Genomic DNA, 22,641 nt, shown 5'->3' with positions numbered 1-22,641 from the left:
GAGCACCGCCTGACGCGGACAGCGGCTGACAAACCATATGCAGCGCGCCCTACGTGCGCAACCTGAAGTGTTCCGATGGTTGTGTAGGCAACGTCGCAAGACTAAAAGTACGAGATAAATGACCTCTGTCCAGAAACCAGAAACAGAAAAGCCGGCACATAGTCGGATGCAGTTTACCTAAAGCGCCGCGATCTCAAGATTATCTATGTTCCAACGCTGCCAGTACGTGGCAGGGGTCGTTGTATAGGGCACGCAACAATGCTCTTGCTGGTCCTTCTGGCTCACGCCGCCCTTGCTCCCAGTTTTGAAGCGTTCCTACAGGCACATCAATCGCCTTCGCAAAGCGCGCTTGAGAAAGCCCCGTGGCATGTCGAATCTCTTTTACCTTCAAAGCATCAACAAAAAACTCACGGGATGGAGGGCGCTCACCCCTTGCGATTTCATCCATCTGGGTCATGCTTTCGACCAGGCGATTGAACAGTTTTTTCTCCATCACTCCCACCTTCTGTTTATCTCGCTCAGAACTCGTTTTTCTGCCAGCGAAAGATCGTCTTTGATGCCCTTTCTGTATATCAGGATCAATCTAATTTGATACGCCCTACAGAGGTGATAATAAATCACCCTGACGCCGCCGCTTTTCCCCCTGCCCGGCATAGCCCAACGGATTTTTCTCAATCCATTGGTCCCTTGAATGACATCCCCGGCAGTGGGGTTCTCGGCCAGAAACGCCTGGAATTCACCGTAACTTTCCTCGCTCAGAAGTGTTGCTAAATCTTCTGTAAATACGGGTGACTCTATAAATATCATACCCACGCCTGTACGTCATTGGCGCATAAACAGCTTAGTCTTGCCGCTTCCAATCTAGCAACGCCCACTCGTCACTCACAGATAGGTAAACGAAAGATGCGCCACAATGTGTGAAGCGCAAACTCTACAACCACAGGATCAGTGATTTGACGTAGGACGCAACTGAGTTTCCCATCCGAAAAAAGACAATCAATCTTCCCTCCCTATCCCCTCTGCACCACCCACGCCAGCGGCAACGTCACCATCAATAAACCCGCCAATACCATCACCGCCACTGGCACCCCCAGCACATCCCCCACCCCGCCAAACACCACCGGTGCCAGCGCCCCGCCGCCAATCGTGCCGGTGTAGAACAGCGCAAATGCCTGCTCGCGTTTTCCGGCATTAGCCAAATCCGGCACGGCCCCGTAGAGCACCGAGGATGTTCCGTTCAGCACCAGGCCTAGCAGCGGCAGCATCGCCATCAACCCATTCAGCGGCAGGTACACCGCTGCAACGATCAGCAAGGCCGTACCTGTTTCCGTCAGCCACACGGTCTTCATCATGCCGATGCGCGCGCCGAGGTAACCGCAGAACAACTTACCGAACGCGCCGCCGATAAACAGCAGGGTCAGCGCCAGACCTATGCCTGCGGTGCCGGCGCCTTTGGCTTGCAGCAGGAACGGCAGGAAGGTGAGAAACCCCATGCGCACGGCACTGTCGAGGGTGCCGGTCAATATCAGCGCGCGCAGGCCGCTGACAGAGCCAGTACCGCTGAGGGATTTTGTTTTTTTCAGAGCTGTAGGCGCTTGCGACTGGCCGGGAATCAGCCACCACAACAGCCCCGCCGCCGCCAAGCCGAGCACACCCAAGAGCGTGACGCTGGCACGCCAACTGATGACGGTGAGTAGCAGGCCGACCAATCCGGGAATCAGGGTTTTGCCGATGTCGCCGGAAAAGTTGTACTGGGACAGTGCCTGCTTCACGCCGCCACCGTCTTCGTAAGCATCAGTGATCATCGACGAGGCCAGCGGATGTTGCGTACTGGCGCCCAGGCCACCCAACAGTAATGCCAGTAGCAACATGGCCAGCCCGGTCGCTTGCCCGACCAGCAAGTAAGCGACACCCGCAAGCGCAGTGCCACCCACTAGCATCGGCACGCGGCCCCAGCGTTTGGCGGCACGGCTGGCCAACAATTGGAACACCGCCATCATCCCGGAATAGGCGCCGCGTAAAAGTCCGATCTGCGCGTAGGACAGTGCAAACTGCGCCTGCCAGATCGGCAGCAACACGTAAATGACATCAGTGAGACCATCATGCACGGCATGGGCGCTGCAACCGGCGATCAGCGAGCGACGACGGGTGGATTTTTCGGCAGCGGGCACGGCGACGACATCGGTCATGGTGTAGGAATCAGTTCAGGTTTAAGAGGCTTCCAACCGGTCTGCGCGATCAGCAGGGTCAGCAACTGGAAGGTGATAATCAGCACCACACAGCCTACCCAACCCCAGCGCTCCCAGAGCAGCCCCGGGACGATTGCACCGCAGCTACCGCCAAGGTAATAGCACGTGAGGTAGACGCCCACGGCACCGGCTTTGTTGTCGCCAGCACTGGCAGTGGTGAAGGCATTCGCGGCCGCTTGGGCGAGGAATACGCCGGTGGAACTGAGGGCCAGCCCCAGCACAATGCTCCACAGGAACGGCAACAAAGTCAGGACTGAACCCACAACGCCCAGCAACGCCGCGACGCTCAACAACTGGGCGTGAGGCCGGGCCTTGCTGAGGCGACCCGCGATGGGGATCACGATCAGCGCCAGCAGGAACACCGCGTAAAGCGTACCCAACGCCGCAGGCCCGAGATTGAAAGGCGGTAGGCCAAGGTACAAACCCGCGTAGGTAAACGCTGCAACCTGGGAAAACAGCACGCAAAAGCCCACGGCGTATGCAGCCAGCAAGGGTTTGCGAAAAACACTCGAGCTAGAGGTTCTGACACGCTGCGTACGCGCACGGCTGACCGGCAACAGGAACTGGATAAACCCACCCACCATCAGGCTCAACACCGCGAGCAATTCAAAGGCCTCGCGCCAGCCCACATAGTCGGTCATCACGCCGGTGACAAATCGCCCGGCAAACCCGCCCAACACCGTGCCCGCTACATACAGGCTGGTGACTTCAGTCACCGTGGCGCCGCTCCAGCGGTCACCGATGTAGGCCACGCTGGTGGCGAACACCACCGGGATCAACATGCCTTCGACAAACCGCCACACCAACACTTCGACAAAGCTGTTGGCATAGGCGGTCATCAGCGCCGGCACCGCCAACAGCAGCGCGGCCACGCTGATCACCGTGCGCTGTTCGAAACGACCGGTCAGCCGGCTGACAAAGGGCGCGGTGATCGCCACTGCCAACGTTGTCACCGTGATACTCCACCCCGCCGCTTTGGCGCTGACCTGAAACTGCGCGGCGAACGTCTGGAGAATGCTCTGGGTAGCATAGAGGTTAAGGAACGCCGCGCAGCCACACAGAAACAGGGCAAGACGGGCACAATGCAGTCGCGGCTTCATGAAACCTCTCGTTTTATTTTGTGAGGTCTTTATAGAATGGCCGGCAGCTCTTGAACCAATACCGATTTCGAACCGATCAATACCCTGGAGCCAGGATGCTCGACCTACGCAAGCTACGGTACTTTCTGACGGTCGCTGAAGAACTGCATTTCGGCCGGGCAGCCATTCGCCTGCACCTGGCCCAGCCGCCGCTGACCCGGCAGATTTCGGCATTGGAAACAGAATTGGGCTTCAAACTGTTCGATCGCACCAGCCGTTCGGTCACGCTCACGGCCCAAGGCCGGTCGTTCCTGCCCTATGCGCGCGGAGTGCTGGAGCAAGTGGATCTGGCGCAAGTGATCGCCGGCAAACTGGCAGCAGGCACGGCGGGGCAACTGGCGTTGGGCTACGTCAGCTCTATCGCCTTGTCAGACCTGTTCAGCCAGGCGATCCAGGCGTTCGCCCAACGCTTTCCCGATGTGCAACTGACCCTGGTGGAATGCGCCTCCGGCAGCCTGGGTGCGCAGGTGGCGGATGGGCGGTTGGATATCGGCCTGAGCCGCTTGTTGCCTCAGGGGGATGAGGTGCAAGCGCTGTCACTCGGCGAAGAACGGCTGGTGGCTGCGGTCTCCACTGATTGCCCGTTGGCAAGCCAGGCGCAGGTCAGCCTGGCGCAACTCAGCGCTTACCCGTTGATTCTGTTTCCGGCGGATTACGGCTCGGGGTTGAACCAGTCCATCGAACAGCTGTACCGGCACCACGGGCAACCCTTGCGAGCTGGGCCGACCGGGCGACAAATCACCTCGATCATTGCGCTGGTAGCCGCCGGGCAAGGCGTGGCGCTGGTGCCGGAATGCACGCAGAGTTTGATGAATAAAGGCGTGACATACAGGCCGTTGGTGGAGGTGGACGCGTGTGCGAAATTGTTGGTGCTGACGCCGACGCAAACCAAAAGCACGCTGGTTGAGGCATTTCTCAGCGTGATTGCGGTTGCTCTACACACCCGGTAACCCGATCGTAAAACCTCGCAATACCTCCCCCCAGCGCTATTGCTGCGCGCTCTTACACTCCATCTGTCGCTTACCCTAATACCGGTCGTCTAACGCCGGTAGGTAGAGTGTTGATAATTTAACTCGAGTGGTTATAGTCACCACCAACACACACCATAAGGAGGTGTTGTGGATAGCCGTTATTTGATAGGCCATATCGTTGCGGATGGTTGGTACTTGGTACGCATCAGGGGCAGCCATCACCACTTCAAGCACCCCACAAAACCGGGACTGGTAACGATTCCTCATCCAAAGAAGGACCTGTTGGACAAGACCGCCAAAAGCATTTTGAAACAGGCTTTGTTGAGTTAACCGTCCCTGGAGGACAACAGACATGCTTTACCCCATTGCAATTTCAACCGGCGACGAAGACCACGCCTGGGGCGTGGAAGTACCGGATATCCCTGGCTGCTACTCCGCCGGCGACGATCTGGACGACGCCATGGCCATGGCTCGTGAAGCCATTGAAGGGCACTTTGAGATCCTCGCCGAAGACGGTGCACCGATCCCCAACGCGCAGAAAGTCACCCTGCATGCCGCCAACCCGCAGTACGCGGGCTGCACCTGGGCAGTGGTGGACATTGATGTCACCAAGTATCTGGGCAAGGCGCAAAAGCTCAACATTACGCTGCCCGGTTATCTGCTGAACCGCATCGATGAATACGTGTTGCATCACCCGGAAGAAAAAAGCCGCTCGGGTTTTTTGGCCTCGGCAGCCCTGAAGGTTTTGCAGCAAGAAGGATAATGGTGCTGTCCTGGCGAGGCGGAATTCGACCGCAAGAAACGTAGTTCCCCTCCAGGCGTATCGCTTTAGACTTCAATAACACACTCAGGAGCCCGGCCCATGCCCTATGAATACAAGCTCATGCCCTCCCCCGTCGGCCAGCTCACGTTGGTGGCGCGCAACGGCAAACTCAGCGCCATTCTGTGGGAAGTCGAACGCGCCAACCGGGTTCGCCTGGGTGAGTTGCACGAGGCCAATGACAGCCCGGTGCTATTGGAAACCGAGCGTCAGTTGCAGGAATACTTCGCCGGCACGCGAAACCGATTCGAACTGGAACTGGATTTCGACGGCACCGACTTCCAGAAACAAGTCTGGCAAGCGCTGCTGACCATTCCGTTTGGCGAAACCCGTAGCTACAGCCAGATCGCCCAGCAAATCGGCAACCCCAAAGCCGTGCGTGCAGTGGGTGCCGCCAATGGGCGTAATCCCATTTCGATCATCGCACCGTGCCATCGGGTAATTGGTGCTTCTGGTGGCCTGACCGGGTTCGCCGGTGGCCTGGAAGCCAAGCAATATCTGCTTGCGCTGGAAGGCTCAGGCCAAGCGGAGCTGGCGTTCTGAGTAAAACCGTAGAACGTTGTTGCTATGGCAATTTGTAAAAAGAAATTTCAAGGATTCCCTGCGGTCCATACTTTCATCACCCACCCTGTTGAAGGAAAACGGTCATGAAATTCTCCGCAGTCTCGCAATCCCTGTCCCGCTGGGCAGGCAGCCCGCGCACGTTCTATGCGGCAGTGGCGTTGATTCTGGTGTGGAGCCTGAGCGGGCCGTACTTCCACTACAACGACACCTGGCAACTGATCATCAACACCTCGACCACCATCATCACGTTCCTGATGGTGTTCCTGATCCAGAACACGCAAAACCGTGACAACGACATCCTGCACATCAAGATCGACGAACTGTTGCGCGTCTCCAAGGACGCACAAAATGCCGTGCTCAGCCTGGATGGCCTGGACCGCAAAGAGCTGGAAAAACTGCGCCAGCAATACCGCAGCATTGGCAGTACCGGCACGGTGAGCCTGAACAGTGGTTGCGGCGATGTTGCAGACGACGCAGCGCATGACAAGACTGACCTGAATCAGGCATAAAAAACGGCGGTTGGAGAGCATCCAACCGCCGTTTTCACATCAAGTGACGCTATCAACCGTCGCCTTGATGGCCTTTGCCGTAGGTCGACGCCAGGGCACGGGCTTTTTGCAGACGCTCCTCCAACTTGGGCAGCGTCTCATCCACCAAAGCCTTTATTTCCGGCACATCGGACGCAGCGCCTTCCTGCTTGAACAGGGCGATGGCGTCTTCGTTTTCCTTGACCTGCTGCGCGGTGTAGGCGGCGTCGAACGAGTCGCCGTCCTTGAGTTCAGGCATCAGGGTTTCGGCTTTGTCGATGATCTTCTCGCGCGGCGCCACCGGCAGGTCGAGCTTCTTGGCGATGGCCGCCAGGTGCTGGTTGGCCAGGGTGCGCTCGTTGATCACCTCGATGGTGTAGTCCTTGATTTCCTGGGACGAGGTTTTGGCGTGGGCCATGCGGCTGGTTTCGATATCGGCCATACCTTTGGCCGAAGCCTGCTCGATGAATTCAGCAGGCGACTGGGCGAAAGCATTGCTGGCGCCGAGGCCCAGCAGCATCGCGAAACTGGCGGTGCGTAACCGGATAGCCATGCGGCTCATGATGGGTTCCTCCAGGGCAAAAATAAGTGCGGGGAAAACACCCCGCCCTGAATTCGAATTTTCAGGACGGCAAAGGTTTAGAAAAAACTCGTCAGTGCGACGAACGGTCGTCACGTCTCCCCCCCTATTTGAAGCAGTTTCATGCCAATACATCCTGCACCCGCCCCGTCAACCACTGCAATCCAGAATCCCCGCCCCGCCGCGCATGCCACGCCAACTCCACCGCAAACGACGGAATATGAAACGGCGGCGGCACAGCCACCAGATGCCCGCGGTCGATGTTCAGCAAGCCCCGGGAAGACACCGTCAAAATCAGGTCTGTGCCCTTGATCAACTGAGGCGCCACGCCCCAATGCGGCAGGCTGATTGCCACATGCCGGCGCTCACGAATCGCGGTCAACGCCCGCTCGATTTCCGGTGTGCCGCTGCCGCGCATTTCCAGCAGCACATGGGGGCGCGACAGGTACGTAGCCAGGTCCAGCGAGCCGTCATCCGGCAGGCTGTCGCGATCCACCAGGCAGGTGTAATGCTCATCGAACAGGGGCGTGGTGCGCAGTTCGGCGGGCATGTCAGGGAACACGCCGGCGGCCAGGTCAAGATCGCCATTGAGCACGCCATCAACCATACCTTCACGGCTCGCCTGGATGATTTGCAGGTCGATACCCGGAGCCTCGCGACGCAAGGTACGCACCAACCCGGGTAGGAAAATCGCCGCGCTATAGTCCGACATTGCCACGCGAAACCGGCGTTTGGCCGATGCAGGATCAAACCGGTTCGGCGCCAGCAGCGCTTGCACGTGGGCCAGGGCTTCGGCCAATGGTGTGGCCAGCTCCAACGCCCGCGCAGTCGGCACCAAGCTACCACCCTGACGGACCAGCAACGGGTCACCCAACAAATCCCTCAGGCGCGCCAACGCGTGGCTGACCGCGGGTTGGCTCAGGTGTAAACGCTCGGCTGCTCGGGTGACGTGGTGCTCGCTGAGCAAGGCGTCAAGAATCACCAGCAGGTTAAGGTCGATACGACGCAGATCATTCATTAGCTGCATGCCCTGCATAAGAACTTGGAATTTAAATTTGCGGCACGAATAGCCTAGAGTCCAGAAAAACCTCTGGGAGACATCAAATGACCACGCTGCATTGGGTAGGCTTATTGACGCTGGCGGTGATCGCCGGGGCGGTGGTGCCGTTTCAAAGTGCGATCAACGCCAACCTGGGACGAGGGCTCGGGCACCCGCTGTGGGCCACATTGGCGTCGTTGCTGATCAGCATCATTGTGTTGCTGCCGGTGATTCTGGCACTGCGTTTACCGTTGCCGAGCCTGACGTTTATCAGCAAGGCCCCGCTGTGGATGTGGGCCGGTGGTGCGTTTGGCGTGTGCTTTATTTCCCTGGCGCTGATGCTGTTGCCCAAACTCGGTGCGTCGGGGTTTATTGCACTGGCCATGGCCGGGCAGATTCTGGCGTCGCTGGCACTCGATCACTTCGGCCTGTTCGGCTTGGTGGAGCGCCAACTGACGACGCCCCGCGTGTTGGGGGCGTTGTTGTTGATCGGCGGCGTGGCGTTGATCCAGTTCAGCGCCAGCCCTGCCCGCTCCTTGGCAACGGCGGGCTGATCAGCCCTTGTCGAGGGTGCGCAATTTCTGCGGCAGGCCCGCGCCAAGGCTGTAAGTGGTGTCGCTCTAGCGGGCTGCTCACAGGCGCCCGATTGTTTTTGTTGTCGGGTGCGGCGTTACAGCGTGGCGATGTAAGCCGGCGGTGGATGCAAGTCGCAATTGCGCCCGGCCTTGGCTACCTGGCCAGGCAGGTCATGGCCCAGCAAAGCCGGCAGGCGGCGAGACATTTGCAACAAGTGCGGCAGGTCGATGCCGGTGGGAATACCGACTGCTTCACAGAGGTTCACCAGGTCTTCGGTGCAGATATTGCCCGACGCACCGGGCGCAAATGGGCAACCGCCCAAGCCGCCAAGCGCGGCATCAAAGCGCCGTGCGCCGGCCTCATACGCGGCCAGCACATTGCACAAACCCAAGCCGCGAGTGTTATGAAAATGCAGGGTCAGATCGCTGGCGGACACACGCGCCAACACGCGTTTGACCAGGCGTTCCACCTGACGTGGACTGGCCATGCCGGTGGTGTCGGCGAGGCTGATACCTTGGATGCCCAACGCCTGATAAGCGTCGACAATCTGCAGCACGCGGTCTTCATCGATCTTGCCTTCGAACGGGCAGCCGAAGGTGGTGGCGATGCTGCCGTTGAGCCGAACCGGATGCTCGGCAGCAAAGCGAGTGATATCACCAAACGCCGCCAATGAAGCCTCGCAGCGCATGCGCATATTGGCCAGGTTGTGGGTCTGGCTGGCGGACATCACCAGGTTCAACTCATCGGCGCGGGACTCGATGGCGCGCTGGGCGCCCTTGAGGTTGGGGATCAGCGCTACGTAGATCACACCAGACTTACGCGCGATGCCCTGGAACACTTGCTCGCCATCGCGCAACGCAGGAATGGCTTTGGGCGAGACAAACGAACCGGCTTCGATCCGCGAAAAACCCGCGAGGGAAAGCTGATCGATCAAGGCGATCTTGTCAGCCGTCTCGACCCAGGTCGGTTCGATCTGTAGGCCATCGCGCGGCGACACTTCCTGCACGATCAGCGCGTCGGAATAATCAGAAATCATTGCACCACTCCCGAGGTTTTCAGGCGTTGGATATCGGCGGCGGTAAGGTCCATACCTTTGGCGCGCCGCACAAACAGGCTCACGCCGAGCACTTGCTCCAGCTCCATCAGGGTGATCAGATCCAGTCGACGCACCAGGCTCTTGTGCAACATCAGTGACGCTCGTTGGCCAAGCGGTTGATCTCGGCTTGCTCTACCACCGGCTGCGGCGCACCAACACTCGCGGCCTGCAACATCGCCCGGCCGACGGTCTCGGTACTCACCACCCAACCTGGTTTTACCCGGCGAAAGAACGAGAGCAACGGCCCGAGCACGGTATAGAACGATTGATACAACGGCGTCTTCGAACGCACGCCATGCAACGGCTGGATCACCCCCGGCCGAAACAGATACACCGCCTTGAACGGCAGGCGCAGCAAAGCGTTCTCGGTCTTTCCCTTGACCCGCGCCCACATCGACTTACCGGCCTCGGAGCTGTCGGTACCGGCGCCGGACACGTAGATAAACGTCATCTGCGGATTGAGCCGTGCCAGGGTGCTGGCAGCGACCAGAGTGAGATCGTAGGTGAGGTGGGTGTACTTGGTTTCATTCATCCCCGCCGACGAAACGCCGAGGCAGAAGAAGCAGGCATCGAAGCCTTGCAGCAGATTCTCCAGGGGTTGGAAATCCAGCATGTCGCTGTGCAATACCTGATGCAGCTTGCCGTGTTCCTGGGTCAGGGGCGTGCGGCCAACGGCGACCACTTCCTGCACGTCAGCGGCCAGCAGGCACTCGCGCAGCACGCCTTGGCCGACCATGCCGGTGGCGCCGAATAGTAGAACTCTCATCAAGTGCTTCCTTCATCCAGCCAGTTTTGACTACCCGAGATACAGATCTTTGAACGCCATCGTCACATTTGACCACTGCGTTGACACCTTACTCAATAGGGTGCGCTTGGACCTAAACAAATAACATCGTGTGCCCTGTCATCAACCCACAACATCGCACTTCAATGTACCCCTATGTAAAAACAGTCAACAAAGTAGTGCTGATTAGCCACCAACTATGTAGGACACTGCTCACACCATAACCGTCATCGAGAGCAGCCGGCATGGGAAGCGTCCGACTTAACATTTGAATTTTTTCCCTCTACCATTTTTCATCCATCTCCAAGGACGAGTAAAAATGGAAAACGCACAGCAAAAAAATAAATTCTCAAACTATAAAAAGACAATCAGCATTTCCGACAATGATTGGCAATTGGCTAAAACAGGCCGAATTTGTGAACTCAATGTCACTGTCAAAAACCGCAACTACCTTACCGATCAATTCGGACGCGAACTCCATCATTTTTGCACAACTTCCTATCTTGGCCTTGATTACCACCCTGACATATTAAAAGGCGCCATAGAGGGCCTAACAGCAGCAAAAACACTTCGAATTGCCAACTCAAAAAACCGATGCAAGCTTGAAATACTCGAGCGCTATGAAAAAGAACTGTCCAGTCTTTTCAACTCGACCTGCCTTAGCACTTTGTCTTGCAGCGCTGCCAGTTCGGGAATATTGCCTTTGCTAGCGAGTGGAGCGCTCACCCGCCACTGCCCACCCACCATGGTATTCGACAAAAACGCTCACTATTCGATGAACCATCTTAAAGCCTCCTGCGCAGATGAAGCGGAGGTCATCACTGCACCTCACAACGATATTTCCTTCATCGAAGATATCTGTAAAAAGCACAGCAATGTCGCCTACATCGCAGACGGCACCTACAGCATGGGCGGAGAGGCGGATATCGATGGCCTTCTCCATCTCAAGTCTAGTTATGGCCTATTTCTTTATCTGGACGACTCCCACGCGCTTTCCGCATTCGGAGAACAGGGAAATGGATTTATTCGCCCTCGGCTGCAGGCACTGGATGATCGGACGATAATCGTAGCCTCCCTTGGAAAATCGTTTGGTGCGAGCGGTGGCTTGATAATGTTCGGAAATGAAAAACAGAAAAGCTTGATGTATAGGTATGGCGGCCCCAGCAATTGGTCCCAGAGCCTAAACTCAGCAGCTATCGGTGCGGGCTTGGCTTCAATAGAAATCCACCGCTCCGCAGAGTTGCCCGCACTGCAAAAAAAACTCCTCAGTAACCTCCAGCTATTTGACAGCCTTATCCATACCCAACAACACAACACTCACACGGCAATTCGCTTAGTAAACTGCGGCTCCGCTGAAACAGCCAATGCACTTTCGATAAAACTTGCAGACAATGGCTTTTTCACTTCAGCCGTATTTTTTCCGGTGGTTCCGAGAGGAAAGGCAGCCATCCGAATAACGCTCCGTGCCGACATGACACGCGAAACTATATATTCGTTTTGTTCAGCCCTCTTAGCCTTAATAGAAGAAAACAAAATCACAGGCTAGCCTGAGGCGCACAGGCACTCATTTCAACAAAGCGCTTCACGAATTATGCGAAAACCTCAGATTGAGTTCTTCTCCTCAACATGTGCAGTGATGGAAGATTTTCGTTGAAAAAAACCACGACCCTCACCCTAGCCTGCAGCACCGCCTTCCTCGCCCAAATCGGTATCAGCAGCTACTTGCCCGCCGTACCGGCGATTGCCCGTGACTTGCCAGCCGCCGAAGACCACGTAGCACTTGCCCTGGCAATCTACCTGGCTGGAATGGCATTACCCATGTTGCTTTGGGGCAGCCTGAGCGAGCATTTTGGTCGAAAGCCGGTATTGCTTGCGGCACTTGCACTGTATGCGCTGGCCAGCGCGGCGGTCCCATCAGCGATCGATGCCGGATCGTTTTTGTCGCTGCGACTGATCCAAGGCCTTGGTGCGGGTGGTATTTCAGTGATGGCGCGAGTGTTGGTGCGCGATAGCTTCAGCGGTGCGCTGCTGGCCAAGGGGCTGTCGTGGTTGGGCATGACCTTCGTGATCGCGCTGGGTATCGGACAATTCATGGGGTCGTTGCTACAAGCAGCGTTTGGTTGGGAGGCAATTTTTTACGGATTGGCAATGGGAGCCATCCTATTGATGGTGGTGTTGAAACGGGTAGATTTCCCGCTGCAATTAACAGCCGATTCATCGGTTTGCGCCTGGCGCACCTACACTAAAATCTTTCGTCACACTCCCTTTCTGCACGCAGCATTGGCCGGCGGTTTGGGCTACGGAGTAATTATTGCGTTCAACACCTGTGCACCGTTGATCTTGCAGGGGCATTTCAAGTGGAGTGCGACACAATATGGCTGGATTGGCTGGCCAATCAGTGCGGCTTACCTGGCGGGAGCGTTGATAGTCAATCGCTTCGTTACTCGTACAGGGCGGTTGGCGATGTTGAGTTGGGGCGTCACGCTGATCCTGGTGGGAACGTCAATGATGTTGCTGGGCAGCGTGTTTGCCACCGGGCTTGCCGTCCTACTTTGGCTGCCTTATTGCCTGGCAGTAATTGGGCAGTCGATGAGTTACCCGATCAGTTTGTCACTGGCAAACGATGAGTCGCCAGTGAACGGATCTTACGCCATGGCGTTGAGCGGTTTCATTCATCAGTTGATGGCTGCGTTGATCGGTGGTGTGGCAAGCCTGCTAGTGAGTCAGCAGGCATGGCCGTTAGGGGTGTTGTCCCTAACGTTGGCGGGCGGCGCTTGCGTATGCGTCGCCCGCTGCCGGGCACATCAAAACGCGCTGCGAAAAATCTCCTCAATCTGACGTTGGTCCGCCCGACGCGGATTCGTCAGCCCACACGCGTCCTTCAACGCATTGGTGGCGAGCAATGGAATGTCTTGCAACTTGGCGCCCAGCTCGCGCAAGCCGGCGGGAATTTCAACGTCGAGTGCCAGGCTGCGAATGGCGGCGATGGCGGCTTGGGCGCCCTCTTCGTCGGTGACGCCCTTGACGTCGGCGCCCAGTGCGCGGCCCACATCGCTCAGGCGTTTGGCGCTGACGCTGGCGTTGAAGCTTTGTACATGGGGCAGCAGCACTGCGTTGCACACGCCATGGGGCAGGTCGTAGAAACCACCCAGTTGGTGGGCCATGGCGTGCACGAAACCCAGGGAAGCGTTGTTGAAGGCCATGCCGGCAAGGAACTGGGCGTAGGCCATGTTTTCTCGCGCAACCTTGTCGCTACCATCGCGTACCGCCAGGCGCAGGTTGGCGCTGATCAGTTCGATGGCCTTGATGGCACAGGCGTCAGTGATCGGCGTAGCCGCGGTGGACACGTAGGCTTCGATGGCGTGGGTCAGGGCATCCATGCCAGTGGCGGCGGTGAGCCCCTTGGGCATGCCGACCATCAACGCCGGGTCGTTGACCGACAGCAGCGGCGTGACATTGCGGTCGACGATGGCCATTTTCACGTGGCGGCTTTCGTCGGTGATGATGCAGAAGCGGGTCATTTCACTGGCGGTACCGGCGGTGGTGTTGATAGCGACCAGCGGCAGTTGCGGCTTGCTCGATTGATCGACACCTTCGTAGTCGCCGATATGCCCGCCGTTGGTGGCACACAGGGCGATGCCCTTGGCGCAGTCATGGGGCGAACCGCCACCCAGGGACACCACGAAATCACAGGCACTTTCCTGCAGCAGTGCCAGGCCTTTCTCGACGTTGTCCACGTTGGGGTTGGGCTTGGCGCCGTCGTAGATCACCGAGTCGATGTCTTGCATCGCCAGTTTCTCGGCGATCATGCTGGCCACGCCGGCCTTGGCCAAACCGGCGTCGGTGACGATCAGCGCCTTGCGAAAACCGTAGTTACGGATGGCGGTCATGGCTTCGTCGAGGCAGTCGGTGCCCATGATGTTGACGGCGGGAATGAAGAAGGTGCTGCTCATGGCGAATCCTCGGATGACGTTTATGCCTACAGCATCGACCTCACCTGCCTACGGCATCTTGATCAGGATCAACGCTCGCTCGTGATAAAGTCACCGTCCAGCCGATTTCGAGTAGACCCGCCGCAATGAAGGATTTCCAGGATATTGACGCCCATCTTGAAGACTGGAGCGCACTGCGCGCTGGCCTCGACTTCAGCGGGATTCTGATCGGCAACGGCGCCAGCCGTACGATTTGGGAAGACTTTGCCTACGACTCGCTGTTCGAAAACGCGCGCACGGTGGAAGAAAAACCCCTGAGCCAATCTGAACTCAGTGTGTTCGACGCCCTGCAAACCCGCAGTTTCGAGCAGGCCCTGGGCGCACTCAAAACCACCAGCCGGGTTAACAAGGCGCTGGCGGTCAGCTCGGCGGCGCCGCGCAATCGCTACTACGCGATCAAGGAAGCGCTGATCAATACCATCCACGGCGTGCATATCCCGTGGCGTCTGGTGCAGCCCTCGACGCTGGCGACGATCAACGCTGAACTGGCGAACTACGCCACGGTATTCACCAGCAACTACGACTTGCTCAACTACTGGGCGATCCTGCATACGCCGGGCATTGACGACCTTTTCCGTAGCGCGGACGCCAGCTTCGACCTGCGCGACACCCGTACAAACGCCACGCGCATCCTGTACCTGCACGGTGGTTTGCACCTGGTGCGTAACCTCGATGGCACCGCGCGCAAATTGCCGTCTACCGACAGCACCTTGCTCAGCAGTTTTGCCATCAACAACACGATCAAGACCCTCGACGATGTGCCGCTGTTTGTCAGCGAAGGCAAGGTTGAGGAGAAGCTCAAGACCATCCGCAGTTCGGATTATCTGTCGTTCTGTTATGAGCAGTTGCTCAATCATGAAGGTGCGTTATGCGTCTTTGGCCATGAGTTGGGGCCGCAGGACAAGCACTTGGTGGATGCCATTCGCCAGGCCAAATTGACCACCCTGGCGATCTCGGTATCGGGGCGCAGTGATGGGTTTATTCGACAGCAGAAGCGGCGGTATTCGGAGTTGTTTGACGGGACAGGGGTTGAATTGCGGTTCTTCGCGGCGCGGACCCATGCGCTCGGTAATCCCGCACTGTCCGTCCCTGTCGAACGCTAATCAAAATGTGGGAGCGGGCTTGCTCGCGAATGCGGTGGTTCAGTCAATGATGTGTTGAATGACACTCCGCTTTCGCGAGCAAGCCCGCTCCCACATTGGATTGCATTTCAAGTCACCGTCGCAGTCACTCTTCGGCGCTGTGCACCACCACCAATAACTGCGCCTGCACCGGCCCTACCGATCTCAGCCGATGCGGCTTTTGTGCATTGAAATGCAGTGCATCGCCCCGCTCCAGAATCACTCGCTCGTTCATGAAGTCCACTTCCACCTGGCCTTCGTGCACGAACAAAAACTCCTCTCCCACGTGTTCCTTGAAGCTCTTGTCGGTGAATTCCTGCGGCGGATAGATGATGAACGGCAACAGGCTGCGCTCACTGACTTGATGGGCCAGCACCGCGTAGCCCGGTGAAGTGTCCGGTCGCTCGTGGCTGCGCACCAGGCTGTAGCTGTCGAGGCTGACGTTGTCTTCGCTGAACAGCTCTTCGACCTTTACGTTCAGCGCCTTGGCCAGTTTCAGCGCGGCGGCGATCGACGGTGTGTTGAGCCCGCGTTCGACCTTGGACAGGTAACTCTTGGTCATCCCGGATTTTTCAGCCAGGGCCTCAAGTGTCACGCCAAGTTTTTTTCTCAATAATTTCAAACGGATAGACATGCGCTGCGATTAATCCATGCAGTAAGCGATACGCTGTGCTTGCCAATGACACAAAGTGTCATATAGCATCTTAAGTGTCATTTGTAGCCACCGAGGGCACCCGATATGGCCAAGACATTAGCACTTCCCAAAGACCAACTGGTCAAGCAAGCACTGATCCAGATGCAAAACACCCTGGCGGATAATACGTGGACCGACCGGCAAAAGCTGGCGCTCACGTGCCGCATCCTGTTCGAGAACGGCCACGACTCCGGCCTGGCCGGGCAGATCACCGCGCGCGGCCCTGAACAGGGCACTTACTACACCCAGCAATTGGGCCTGGGTTTTGACGAAATCACCGCCAGTAACCTGTTGCTGGTGAACGAAGACCTTGAAGTGCTGGAAGGCCATGGCATTCCCAACCCGGCCAACCGCTTTCACAGCTGGGTGTACCGTGGGCGCCCGGATGTGAACTGCATCATCCACACGCATCCAACCCATATTGCCGCGCTGTCGATGCTGGAAGTGCCACTGCAGGTGTCCCACATGGACCTGTGCCCGCTGTACGAAGACTGTGCATTCCTGGAAGCCTGGCCAGGGGTGCCGGTGGGTAACGAAGAAGGCGAGATCATCACCGAGGCTTTGGGCGACAAGCGCGCGATCCTGCTCTCGCACCATGGCCAGTTGAGCACCGGGGCGAGCATCGAGGAAGCCTGCGTGATTGCGCAATTGATCGAACGCGCAGCCAAGTTGCAGTTGCTGGCAATGGCCGCTGGCACCATCAAGCCGATCCTGCCGGAACTGGGGCGCGAGGCCCATGACTGGATCTCCCGGCCCAAGCGTCATGGCGCCGCGTTCAATTACTACGCCCGGCAGAACCTGCGCAAACACGCCGATTGCCTGAACTGACTACCCTTTTTCGACCGGAGACTTCCTATGTCCAGCCCCAACATTCACGGCATCATCGGCTACACCATCACCCCGTTCAGCAGCGATGGCCAACGCGTTGACCTCGATGCCCTGGGCCGCTCCATCGACCGCTTGATCGCCAGCGGCGTCCACGCCATCGCGCCCTTGGGCAGCACGGGCGAAGGTGCCTATTTGAGCGATGCCGAGTGGGATGAAGTCAGCGCCTACAGCCTGGCCAAAATCGCCCGACGCGTTCCCACCGTCGTCAGCGTATCCGACCTCACCACCGCCAAGGCCGTGCGCCGCGCTCGCTACGCCGAAGCCAATGGCGCCGATGTGGTGATGGTGCTGCCGGCGTCTTACTGGAAACTCAGCGAAGCGGAAATCCTTGCGCACTACGCCGCGATTGGCGACAGCATCGGCGTGCCGATCATGCTGTACAACAACCCGGCTACCAGCGGCACGGACATGTCGGTGGACTTGATCCTGCGCATCATCAAGCAGGTGGCCAATGTGACGATGGTCAAGGAGAGCACAGGTGATGTTCAGCGCATGCACCAGTTGCATCGCCAGACCGACGTGCCGTTCTACAACGGTTGTAACCCCTTGGCACTGGAAGCGTTCGCGGCGGGTGCCAAAGGCTGGTGTACGGCGGCGCCGAACCTGATCCCGCAGTTGAACCTGGATTTGTATGACGCGGTGTTGGCCAATGATCTTACAAAGGCACGCGCGTTGTTCTACCAACAATTGCCGTTGCTGGAGTTCATCCTCAAGGGTGGATTGCCGGCGACGATCAAAGCCGGGTTGCGTTTGACCGGGCTGGACGTGGGCGATCCGCGGTTGCCGGTGTTCCCACTGGCAGAAGCCGGGATAGAACAGCTCAAAGCATTATTGCGCTAAGCCCACAACTCCCTCCCGCAGTACCCAACTGTACGGATAAATCCGCACCCAGCTGTAGGCCCGCAATCGACGGGGGTTGTGGCTAGATGGGCTTCCCAGGAAGCCCTCTGGATTTCGGCTCCTCTCTATTTCGGATCTCACCCATGAGCTCGCGCGAAAACACCGGCATGGCCCTCGGCCTGCTGGGCGTCATCATCTTCAGCCTGACACTGCCCTTCACCCGGATCGTGGTGCAGGAAATTCACCCGCTGCTCAACGGCCTGGGCCGTGCGTTGTTCGCGGCGGTTCCGGCGGCGGGCCTGTTGCTGTGGCGCCGTGAGCAATGGCCCACCTGGCGCCAAGTACGCGGTCTGTGCCTGGTGATTGCCGGGGTGATCCTTGGTTTTCCAGTGTTGTCGGCATGGGCCATGCAAACCTTGCCGGCGTCCCATGGCGCACTGGTCAACGGCCTGCAACCCCTGTGCGTGGCGTTGTATGCGGCGTGGCTGTCCCATGAACGACCGTCCAAAGCCTTCTGGGCCTGCGCAGCATTGGGCAGTGGTCTGGTATTGAGTTACGCGCTGATCACCGGTGCCGGCAGTATCCAGGCCGGTGATTTGCTGATGCTCGGCGCGATTGCCGTGGGTGGCCTGGGTTATGCCGAAGGCGGCCGATTGGCCAAGGAGATGGGCGGCTGGCAGGTGATCTGCTGGGCGCTGGTGCTCTCGACGCCGGTGTTGATCGGCCCGGTGTGGTACCTGGCGGCGCAACATCAAGGGGCGATTTCCATGCGCACGTGGTGGGCGTTTGGGTATGTGTCGCTGTTCTCGCAGTTCCTGGGGTTCTTTGCCTGGTACGCCGGGTTGGCCATGGGCGGGATTGCGCGGGTCAGCCAGATCCAGCTGTTGCAGATCTTCTTCACCATCGCGTTTTCGGCGTTGTTCTTTGGGGAACATATCGAGCCGATTACGTGGGTGTTTGCGTGTGGGGTGATTGTGACGGTGATGTTGGGGCGCAAGACGGCGGTGCAGCCTGCGCCAGTAGTAAAGGCTGGCACAGTCTAAATGTGGGAGCGGGCTTGCTCGCGAATGCGGTGGGTCAGTTGTAGATGTACTTGCTGACACACCGCATTCGCGAGCAAGCCCGCTCCCACAGGGGGTTCTGCGTTCAGCTTAAGAAACCATCCGCCCGCAACAGGGTTTCCAGGCAGTGTTCGGTGATGTGGTAGAACGCCTTCAATTCCTGGATCTTCTCCAGTAGTTGGGCGTTATCCAACGGCTCGGCGCGCTTCACCGCCAGGATCATCTTGTTCTTGTTGGTGTGGTCCAACGAGATGAACTCGAACACCTTGGTCTCATAGCCACAAGCCTCCAAAAACAGCGCCCGCAGACTGTCGGTGACCATCTCCGCTTGCTGCCCCAGGTGCAAACCGTATTGCAGCATCGGTTTCAACAGCGCCGGGCTCTGGATCTGCAGGCGTATCTGCTTGTGGCAGCACGGCGAGCACATGATGATCGACGCGCCAGAGCGAATGCCGGTGTGAATCGCGTAATCGGTGGCGATGTCGCAGGCATGCAGGGCGATCATCACGTCCAGTTCGCTCGGTGCCACGCTGCGCACGTCACCGCACTTGAACACCAGCCCCGGATGCTCCAGGCGGGCGGCGGCGGTGTTGCACAGGGTGACCATGTCTTCGCGCAACTCCACACCGGTCACTTCGCCCTCGGCCTTGAGGGTGTTGCGCAGGTAGTCGTGGATGGCGAACGTCAGGTAGCCCTTGCCCGAACCGAAATCGGCGACGCGCACCGGTTGGTCCAGCTTGAGCGGCGATGACGTCAACGCATGGCTGAACACTTCGATGAACTTGTTAATCTGTTTCCATTTGCGCGACATCGACGGGATCAACGCCTGTTTGGCATCGGTCACACCCAGGTCAGAAAGGAACGGACGGCTGAGGTCGAGGAAGCGATGCTTCTCGCGGTTATGCTCGGCCGAGGGCGCTTCGCGCAGTTGCTGCGGCTTGCTTTTGAACAGCGAGCTTTTGTTCTTTTTGCTGTATTCCAACTGGGCTTCGTCGGTCAGCGACAGCAAGTGGGCGTTCTTGAACTGCGCGGGTAGCAGCTCGGCAATCGCCGCCACACCGTCGGCCAAGGCGAAGTTCTTGGTGATATCGCGGGTCTTGTAGCGATAAACGAAGGACAGGCATGGCTGCTCCTTGACGGTTACCGGCTTGATGATCAGCCGCTGCAACTCGGCTTCCTCGCCGACGTACTTGGCCAGCACCAGCTTGATAAACGCGTTCTGCGCGAGGCTTGCGCTCAGCAGTTCGATGAACTGGGCGTGGTAGTCGCTGACAGGTTGAGCGGTGACGGACATGAACAAAAACGCCTCGGGCTGGGAATGCCCGGCATTTTAGGGGGGATGGGGGTTTAGGGCACGGGGTTATTTGATCAACGGTATCTATGAGGCCCACCGCAAACCAAATGTGGGAGCGGGCTTGCTCGCGAATGCGGTGGGTCAGTCAACAGATTCATTGGCTGATCCACTGCATTCGCGAGCAAGCCCGCTCCCACATTTTTATTCGAGTACAACCAGGCGATTGGGCAGCTCGTTACGGGTTTGTGTGACCGGCACATGCACCTTCAACAGCTCGCCACAGGCTTCAATACAGCTGATAAACCCCGCCAACGTCTGCCCCTGCTTCACCTGCTGCGTAAACGCCTTGACGATCACATCCCAACTACCGTCGTCCAAACGCTTGGAAATCCCGTCATCCACCAGGATTTCCACATAACGCTCGGCCTCGCTGACAAAAATCAGCACGCCGGTGCTGCCCACCGTGTGGTGCAGGTTCTGCTCCAGGAACTGGCGCCGGGCCAGGTTGGATGCACGCCAGTGGCGTACCGAGCGCGGAATCAAACGTGTGGTGACCTTGGGCAGGCGAAACACCAGGCACAGCACAATGAACGTCGCCCATTGCGCCAGCAGCAAGGTGTACATGGTCAGGTAGCCCGACAGGTAATGCACCACACCCGGCACCACCAAGGCGATCAAGCTGGCCCACAGCAGCGGAATGTAGGCGTAGTCGTCGGCGCGGGCGGCCAGTACGGTCACCAGTTCTGCGTCGGTGGTTTTCTCGACGCGGGCAATCGCTTCGGCGACTTGGCGCTGCTCGTGTTCAGTCAGTAATGCCATGGTTGTCGTTGCTCTCTCATTATTATCATCACCAGCCACCCGAAGCCCCGCCGCCGCCGAAGCCGCCACCGCCGCCCCGGAAACCACCACCGCCGCCTCCACCGCCGCCGCGTCCGCTACTACTGAGAATCGCCAGCAAGATCGCGCCCACTGGCAACCCCAGGCGATTACACAGCCACAACACACCGATCAGCAGGATAAACAGCCCGATGGAAAACCCGGGATTATCCTTGGCAAAGTTGGCATCCGCCACATGGGCCGGCACCGCCAGTGGTTCGCCGCCCACCACTTGCAACATCGCCGCTACGCCGTCGCTGATGCCCTTGCTGTAGTTGCCGGCCTTGAAGGCCGGCGCGATCACCTGGTTGATGATCACCCACGACTGCGCATCAGTGAGCACACCTTCCAGGCCATAGCCGACTTCGATGCGCAATTTGCGCTCATCGCGGGCGACGATCAACAGCGCGCCGTTGTCCTTGCCCTTTTGGCCGATGCCCCAGTGGCGGCCCAATTGATAACCAAAGTCCTCAATGGGCACGCCTTGCAGGTCGGGCACGGTGACCACCACGATCTGGTCGCCCGAGGTCTGTTCCAGCGCCTGCAATTGCTGGGTCAGTTGCGCGCGCGTAGCCGGGTCGATCATCTGCGCGGTGTCTACCACCCGCCCCGTCAGCGCCGGGAACGTCAGCGCCGCCTGGGCCACGCCCACGCAGGCCAACAGCCACAGCGCCAGGCCTATCCTTAATAAACGCATCGACACCTCAATGCAGCGTTATTTGAACTTCACTTGCGGTGCTTTATCGGCATCGGCGCTGGTGGCTTCAAACGTGGCACGGATCGGCAAGTCGCTGTACATCACGCTGTGCCACAGGCGGCCGGGGAACGTGCGAATCTCGGTGTTGTAGGCCTGCACCGCCTGGATAAAGTCGCGGCGGGCCACGGCGATGCGGTTTTCGGTGCCTTCAAGCTGGGATTGCAGGGCCAGGAAGTTCTGGTTGGCCTTGAGGTCCGGGTAGCGCTCGGACACCACCATCAGGCGGCTGAGTGCACCGCTCAGGCCATCCTGGGCTTGCTGGAACTGCTTGAGTTTTTCCGGATTGTCGAGGGTGCTGGCATCCACCTGGATCGAGGTGGCCTTGGCCCGCGCTTCGATCACGGCGGTGAGGGTGTCCTGCTCATGGGTGGCATAGCCCTTGACCACTTCCACCAGGTTGGGGATCAGGTCCGCACGGCGTTGGTATTGGTTCTGTACCTGGCCCCAGGCCGCCTTGGCCTGTTCGTCCAGGGTGGGGATGTTATTGATGCCGCAACCGCTGAGTACGGTACTAATCAGTAACAAAACCGCGGCTTTCACGCCCCAACGGTAACCTTGTGCTGCTTGCATGGTGTTTCTCCTGGCGAACCTTGATGGAATTTGGCAACGGTAAGGCATAATCCGCTGCCGCGACTGGATTGCATCAGATCAATCAGCTAAAAAGATGCCCAGCACAAATAAGAGTTCAGAAGTGTGGTGCATTTTCTGCAATAACACTCGAACAACAACATATGTTCCCCACATTTTGGCAGAGCAGCGCATTTTCGCTGTGC

26 protein-coding genes and 1 pseudogene are annotated in these 22,641 nt (G+C 58.3%); 12 read left to right on the top strand and 15 right to left on the bottom strand.

Annotated elements, in window-relative coordinates; translation table 11 throughout:
* Positions 1-199: 199 nt before the first annotated feature.
* From HF257_RS08820 to HF257_RS08805, 4 genes are all read right to left on the bottom strand, one after another.
* On the bottom strand, positions 200-493 hold the full coding sequence (locus HF257_RS08820) for a helix-turn-helix domain-containing protein (protein ID WP_185709474.1): 294 nt from the start codon (positions 491-493) through the stop codon (positions 200-202).
* Positions 493-807: a hypothetical protein gene (locus HF257_RS08815; RefSeq protein WP_185709475.1), complete on the bottom strand. Its 315-nt coding sequence runs from the start codon at positions 805-807 to the stop codon at positions 493-495. Before HF257_RS08815 ends, HF257_RS08820 begins: the two co-directional genes overlap by 1 nt.
* 203 nt (positions 808-1,010) lie before the next feature.
* Positions 1,011-2,189, bottom strand: coding sequence for an MFS transporter (locus HF257_RS08810; protein WP_185709476.1), 1,179 nt, complete (start codon positions 2,187-2,189; stop codon positions 1,011-1,013).
* Positions 2,186-3,349 carry an MFS transporter gene (locus tag HF257_RS08805; RefSeq protein ID WP_185709477.1) on the bottom strand — a complete coding sequence of 388 codons (1,164 nt, stop codon included), beginning with the start codon at positions 3,347-3,349 and terminating at the stop codon, positions 2,186-2,188. Before HF257_RS08805 ends, HF257_RS08810 begins: the two co-directional genes overlap by 4 nt.
* A gap of 95 nt (positions 3,350-3,444) precedes the next feature.
* Here HF257_RS08805 and HF257_RS08800 point away from each other — a divergent pair, with 95 nt between their 5' ends.
* The 5 genes from HF257_RS08800 (at position 3,445) to HF257_RS08780 (ending at position 6,252) form a co-directional block, all read left to right on the top strand.
* The gene (locus HF257_RS08800) at positions 3,445-4,338 is read left to right on the top strand and encodes a LysR family transcriptional regulator (protein WP_185709478.1); all 894 of its coding nucleotides are present in this window, start codon (positions 3,445-3,447) and stop codon (positions 4,336-4,338) included.
* Between the two features lie 168 nt (positions 4,339-4,506).
* Positions 4,507-4,689, top strand: a complete 183-nt coding sequence (locus HF257_RS08795) for a type II toxin-antitoxin system HicA family toxin (RefSeq protein ID WP_003189411.1) — start codon at positions 4,507-4,509, stop codon at positions 4,687-4,689.
* A 22-nt stretch (positions 4,690-4,711) separates the two neighbouring features.
* Entirely contained in the window at positions 4,712-5,122 is a 411-nt protein-coding gene (locus tag HF257_RS08790) for a type II toxin-antitoxin system HicB family antitoxin (RefSeq protein WP_185709479.1), read from the top strand.
* Between the two features lie 99 nt (positions 5,123-5,221).
* Complete coding sequence (locus HF257_RS08785) at positions 5,222-5,722, top strand: methylated-DNA--[protein]-cysteine S-methyltransferase (RefSeq protein WP_185709480.1); 501 nt, start codon at positions 5,222-5,224, stop codon at positions 5,720-5,722.
* A 104-nt stretch (positions 5,723-5,826) separates the two neighbouring features.
* Positions 5,827-6,252: a low affinity iron permease family protein gene (locus HF257_RS08780; protein WP_185709481.1), complete on the top strand. Its 426-nt coding sequence runs from the start codon at positions 5,827-5,829 to the stop codon at positions 6,250-6,252.
* A gap of 52 nt (positions 6,253-6,304) precedes the next feature.
* Here HF257_RS08780 and HF257_RS08775 read toward each other — a convergent pair whose 3' ends face one another.
* Positions 6,305-6,832: a DUF4142 domain-containing protein gene (locus tag HF257_RS08775; protein WP_185709482.1), complete on the bottom strand. Its 528-nt coding sequence runs from the start codon at positions 6,830-6,832 to the stop codon at positions 6,305-6,307.
* Positions 6,833-6,971: 139 nt separating this feature from the next.
* Positions 6,972-7,877 (bottom strand): LysR family transcriptional regulator, encoded by a 906-nt coding sequence (locus tag HF257_RS08770; protein ID WP_408635668.1) that lies wholly within the window; start codon positions 7,875-7,877, stop codon positions 6,972-6,974.
* A gap of 77 nt (positions 7,878-7,954) precedes the next feature.
* On the opposite strand from HF257_RS08770, the gene HF257_RS08765 reads away from it, so the two are divergent.
* Positions 7,955-8,443 (top strand): DMT family transporter, encoded by a 489-nt coding sequence (locus tag HF257_RS08765; RefSeq protein WP_185709484.1) that lies wholly within the window; start codon positions 7,955-7,957, stop codon positions 8,441-8,443.
* A 116-nt stretch (positions 8,444-8,559) separates the two neighbouring features.
* Here HF257_RS08765 and HF257_RS08760 read toward each other — a convergent pair whose 3' ends face one another.
* From HF257_RS08760 to HF257_RS08750, 3 genes and pseudogenes are all read right to left on the bottom strand, one after another.
* Positions 8,560-9,501, bottom strand: coding sequence for a hydroxymethylglutaryl-CoA lyase (locus HF257_RS08760; protein WP_185709485.1), 942 nt, complete (start codon positions 9,499-9,501; stop codon positions 8,560-8,562).
* Between the two features lie 35 nt (positions 9,502-9,536).
* Positions 9,537-9,653 (bottom strand): annotated as a pseudogene (locus tag HF257_RS08755) (LysR family transcriptional regulator); the annotation flags it as partial.
* A complete protein-coding gene (locus tag HF257_RS08750) occupies positions 9,653-10,327 on the bottom strand; it encodes an NAD(P)H-binding protein (RefSeq protein WP_185709486.1) in 675 nt (224 codons plus the stop codon). The pseudogene HF257_RS08755 and the gene HF257_RS08750, both read right to left, overlap by 1 nt.
* A gap of 337 nt (positions 10,328-10,664) precedes the next feature.
* Between HF257_RS08750 and HF257_RS08745 the strand changes: the two genes are divergently transcribed.
* The gene (locus tag HF257_RS08745; protein WP_185709487.1) at positions 10,665-11,891 is read left to right on the top strand and encodes an aminotransferase class I/II-fold pyridoxal phosphate-dependent enzyme; all 1,227 of its coding nucleotides are present in this window, start codon (positions 10,665-10,667) and stop codon (positions 11,889-11,891) included.
* Positions 11,892-11,995: 104 nt separating this feature from the next.
* Positions 11,996-13,183 (top strand): MFS transporter, encoded by a 1,188-nt coding sequence (locus HF257_RS08740; protein ID WP_185709488.1) that lies wholly within the window; start codon positions 11,996-11,998, stop codon positions 13,181-13,183.
* Here the strand turns inward: HF257_RS08740 and yiaY are convergent.
* Positions 13,150-14,298, bottom strand: a complete 1,149-nt coding sequence (gene yiaY / locus HF257_RS08735; RefSeq protein WP_185709489.1) for an L-threonine dehydrogenase — start codon at positions 14,296-14,298, stop codon at positions 13,150-13,152. The two genes, HF257_RS08740 and yiaY, sit on opposite strands and share 34 nt — an antisense overlap.
* A gap of 125 nt (positions 14,299-14,423) precedes the next feature.
* Here yiaY and HF257_RS08730 point away from each other — a divergent pair, with 125 nt between their 5' ends.
* The gene (locus tag HF257_RS08730) at positions 14,424-15,440 is read left to right on the top strand and encodes a DUF4917 family protein (protein ID WP_185709490.1); all 1,017 of its coding nucleotides are present in this window, start codon (positions 14,424-14,426) and stop codon (positions 15,438-15,440) included.
* A gap of 124 nt (positions 15,441-15,564) precedes the next feature.
* On the opposite strand, the gene HF257_RS08725 is transcribed toward HF257_RS08730, so the two are convergent.
* Positions 15,565-16,092, bottom strand: coding sequence for a helix-turn-helix domain-containing protein (locus tag HF257_RS08725; protein ID WP_185709491.1), 528 nt, complete (start codon positions 16,090-16,092; stop codon positions 15,565-15,567).
* A gap of 105 nt (positions 16,093-16,197) precedes the next feature.
* Between HF257_RS08725 and HF257_RS08720 the strand changes: the two genes are divergently transcribed.
* The 3 genes from HF257_RS08720 to HF257_RS08710 all read left to right on the top strand — a co-directional run bounded on the left by HF257_RS08720 (position 16,198) and on the right by HF257_RS08710 (position 18,923).
* The gene (locus HF257_RS08720) at positions 16,198-16,980 is read left to right on the top strand and encodes an aldolase (protein WP_135288111.1); all 783 of its coding nucleotides are present in this window, start codon (positions 16,198-16,200) and stop codon (positions 16,978-16,980) included.
* Positions 16,981-17,007: 27 nt separating this feature from the next.
* Positions 17,008-17,880, top strand: a complete 873-nt coding sequence (locus HF257_RS08715) for a dihydrodipicolinate synthase family protein (protein ID WP_185709492.1) — start codon at positions 17,008-17,010, stop codon at positions 17,878-17,880.
* 143 nt (positions 17,881-18,023) lie between these two features.
* Positions 18,024-18,923, top strand: coding sequence for a DMT family transporter (locus HF257_RS08710; RefSeq protein WP_185709493.1), 900 nt, complete (start codon positions 18,024-18,026; stop codon positions 18,921-18,923).
* A 103-nt stretch (positions 18,924-19,026) separates the two neighbouring features.
* Here the strand turns inward: HF257_RS08710 and HF257_RS08705 are convergent, their stop codons facing one another.
* The 4 genes from HF257_RS08705 to HF257_RS08690 form a co-directional block, all read right to left on the bottom strand.
* Positions 19,027-20,235 carry a class I SAM-dependent methyltransferase gene (locus tag HF257_RS08705; protein ID WP_185709494.1) on the bottom strand — a complete coding sequence of 403 codons (1,209 nt, stop codon included), beginning with the start codon at positions 20,233-20,235 and terminating at the stop codon, positions 19,027-19,029.
* Between the two features lie 201 nt (positions 20,236-20,436).
* On the bottom strand, positions 20,437-21,054 hold the full coding sequence (locus HF257_RS08700; RefSeq protein WP_185709495.1) for a TPM domain-containing protein: 618 nt from the start codon (positions 21,052-21,054) through the stop codon (positions 20,437-20,439).
* 28 nt (positions 21,055-21,082) lie between these two features.
* Positions 21,083-21,808, bottom strand: coding sequence for a TPM domain-containing protein (locus HF257_RS08695; RefSeq protein ID WP_185709496.1), 726 nt, complete (start codon positions 21,806-21,808; stop codon positions 21,083-21,085).
* Between the two features lie 18 nt (positions 21,809-21,826).
* On the bottom strand, positions 21,827-22,438 hold the full coding sequence (locus HF257_RS08690; RefSeq protein WP_185709497.1) for a LemA family protein: 612 nt from the start codon (positions 22,436-22,438) through the stop codon (positions 21,827-21,829).
* Between the last annotated feature and the right edge of the window lie 203 nt (positions 22,439-22,641).

Source organism: Pseudomonas cremoris (assembly GCF_014230465.1).
Note: the sequence above shows the minus strand (reverse complement) of the source record. Positions and strands in the feature narration are given on the sequence as shown.

Excerpts from the sequence above, each read along its gene's own strand:
- HF257_RS08730 (WP_185709490.1), top strand. The coding sequence starts at position 14,424 with ATGAAGGATTTCCAGGATATTGACGCCCATCTTGAAGACTGGAGCGCA.
- HF257_RS08800 (WP_185709478.1), top strand. The coding sequence starts at position 3,445 with ATGCTCGACCTACGCAAGCTACGGTACTTTCTGACGGTCGCTGAAGAA.
- HF257_RS08780 (WP_185709481.1), top strand. The coding sequence starts at position 5,827 with ATGAAATTCTCCGCAGTCTCGCAATCCCTGTCCCGCTGGGCAGGCAGC.
- HF257_RS08820 (WP_185709474.1), bottom strand. The coding sequence starts at position 493 with ATGGAGAAAAAACTGTTCAATCGCCTGGTCGAAAGCATGACCCAGATG.
- HF257_RS08785 (WP_185709480.1), top strand. The coding sequence starts at position 5,222 with ATGCCCTATGAATACAAGCTCATGCCCTCCCCCGTCGGCCAGCTCACG.
- HF257_RS08720 (WP_135288111.1), top strand. The coding sequence starts at position 16,198 with ATGGCCAAGACATTAGCACTTCCCAAAGACCAACTGGTCAAGCAAGCA.
- HF257_RS08760 (WP_185709485.1), bottom strand. The coding sequence starts at position 9,501 with ATGATTTCTGATTATTCCGACGCGCTGATCGTGCAGGAAGTGTCGCCG.
- HF257_RS08770 (WP_408635668.1), bottom strand. The coding sequence starts at position 7,877 with ATGCAGCTAATGAATGATCTGCGTCGTATCGACCTTAACCTGCTGGTG.
- HF257_RS08715 (WP_185709492.1), top strand. The coding sequence starts at position 17,008 with ATGTCCAGCCCCAACATTCACGGCATCATCGGCTACACCATCACCCCG.
- HF257_RS08790 (WP_185709479.1), top strand. The coding sequence starts at position 4,712 with ATGCTTTACCCCATTGCAATTTCAACCGGCGACGAAGACCACGCCTGG.
- HF257_RS08745 (WP_185709487.1), top strand. The coding sequence starts at position 10,665 with ATGGAAAACGCACAGCAAAAAAATAAATTCTCAAACTATAAAAAGACA.
- HF257_RS08695 (WP_185709496.1), bottom strand. The coding sequence starts at position 21,808 with ATGCGTTTATTAAGGATAGGCCTGGCGCTGTGGCTGTTGGCCTGCGTG.
- HF257_RS08765 (WP_185709484.1), top strand. The coding sequence starts at position 7,955 with ATGACCACGCTGCATTGGGTAGGCTTATTGACGCTGGCGGTGATCGCC.
- HF257_RS08805 (WP_185709477.1), bottom strand. The coding sequence starts at position 3,349 with ATGAAGCCGCGACTGCATTGTGCCCGTCTTGCCCTGTTTCTGTGTGGC.
- HF257_RS08815 (WP_185709475.1), bottom strand. The coding sequence starts at position 807 with ATGATATTTATAGAGTCACCCGTATTTACAGAAGATTTAGCAACACTT.
- HF257_RS08705 (WP_185709494.1), bottom strand. The coding sequence starts at position 20,235 with ATGTCCGTCACCGCTCAACCTGTCAGCGACTACCACGCCCAGTTCATC.
- HF257_RS08810 (WP_185709476.1), bottom strand. The coding sequence starts at position 2,189 with ATGACCGATGTCGTCGCCGTGCCCGCTGCCGAAAAATCCACCCGTCGT.
- yiaY (WP_185709489.1), bottom strand. The coding sequence starts at position 14,298 with ATGAGCAGCACCTTCTTCATTCCCGCCGTCAACATCATGGGCACCGAC.
- HF257_RS08700 (WP_185709495.1), bottom strand. The coding sequence starts at position 21,054 with ATGGCATTACTGACTGAACACGAGCAGCGCCAAGTCGCCGAAGCGATT.
- HF257_RS08750 (WP_185709486.1), bottom strand. The coding sequence starts at position 10,327 with ATGAGAGTTCTACTATTCGGCGCCACCGGCATGGTCGGCCAAGGCGTG.
- HF257_RS08710 (WP_185709493.1), top strand. The coding sequence starts at position 18,024 with ATGAGCTCGCGCGAAAACACCGGCATGGCCCTCGGCCTGCTGGGCGTC.
- HF257_RS08775 (WP_185709482.1), bottom strand. The coding sequence starts at position 6,832 with ATGAGCCGCATGGCTATCCGGTTACGCACCGCCAGTTTCGCGATGCTG.
- HF257_RS08725 (WP_185709491.1), bottom strand. The coding sequence starts at position 16,092 with ATGTCTATCCGTTTGAAATTATTGAGAAAAAAACTTGGCGTGACACTT.
- HF257_RS08690 (WP_185709497.1), bottom strand. The coding sequence starts at position 22,438 with ATGCAAGCAGCACAAGGTTACCGTTGGGGCGTGAAAGCCGCGGTTTTG.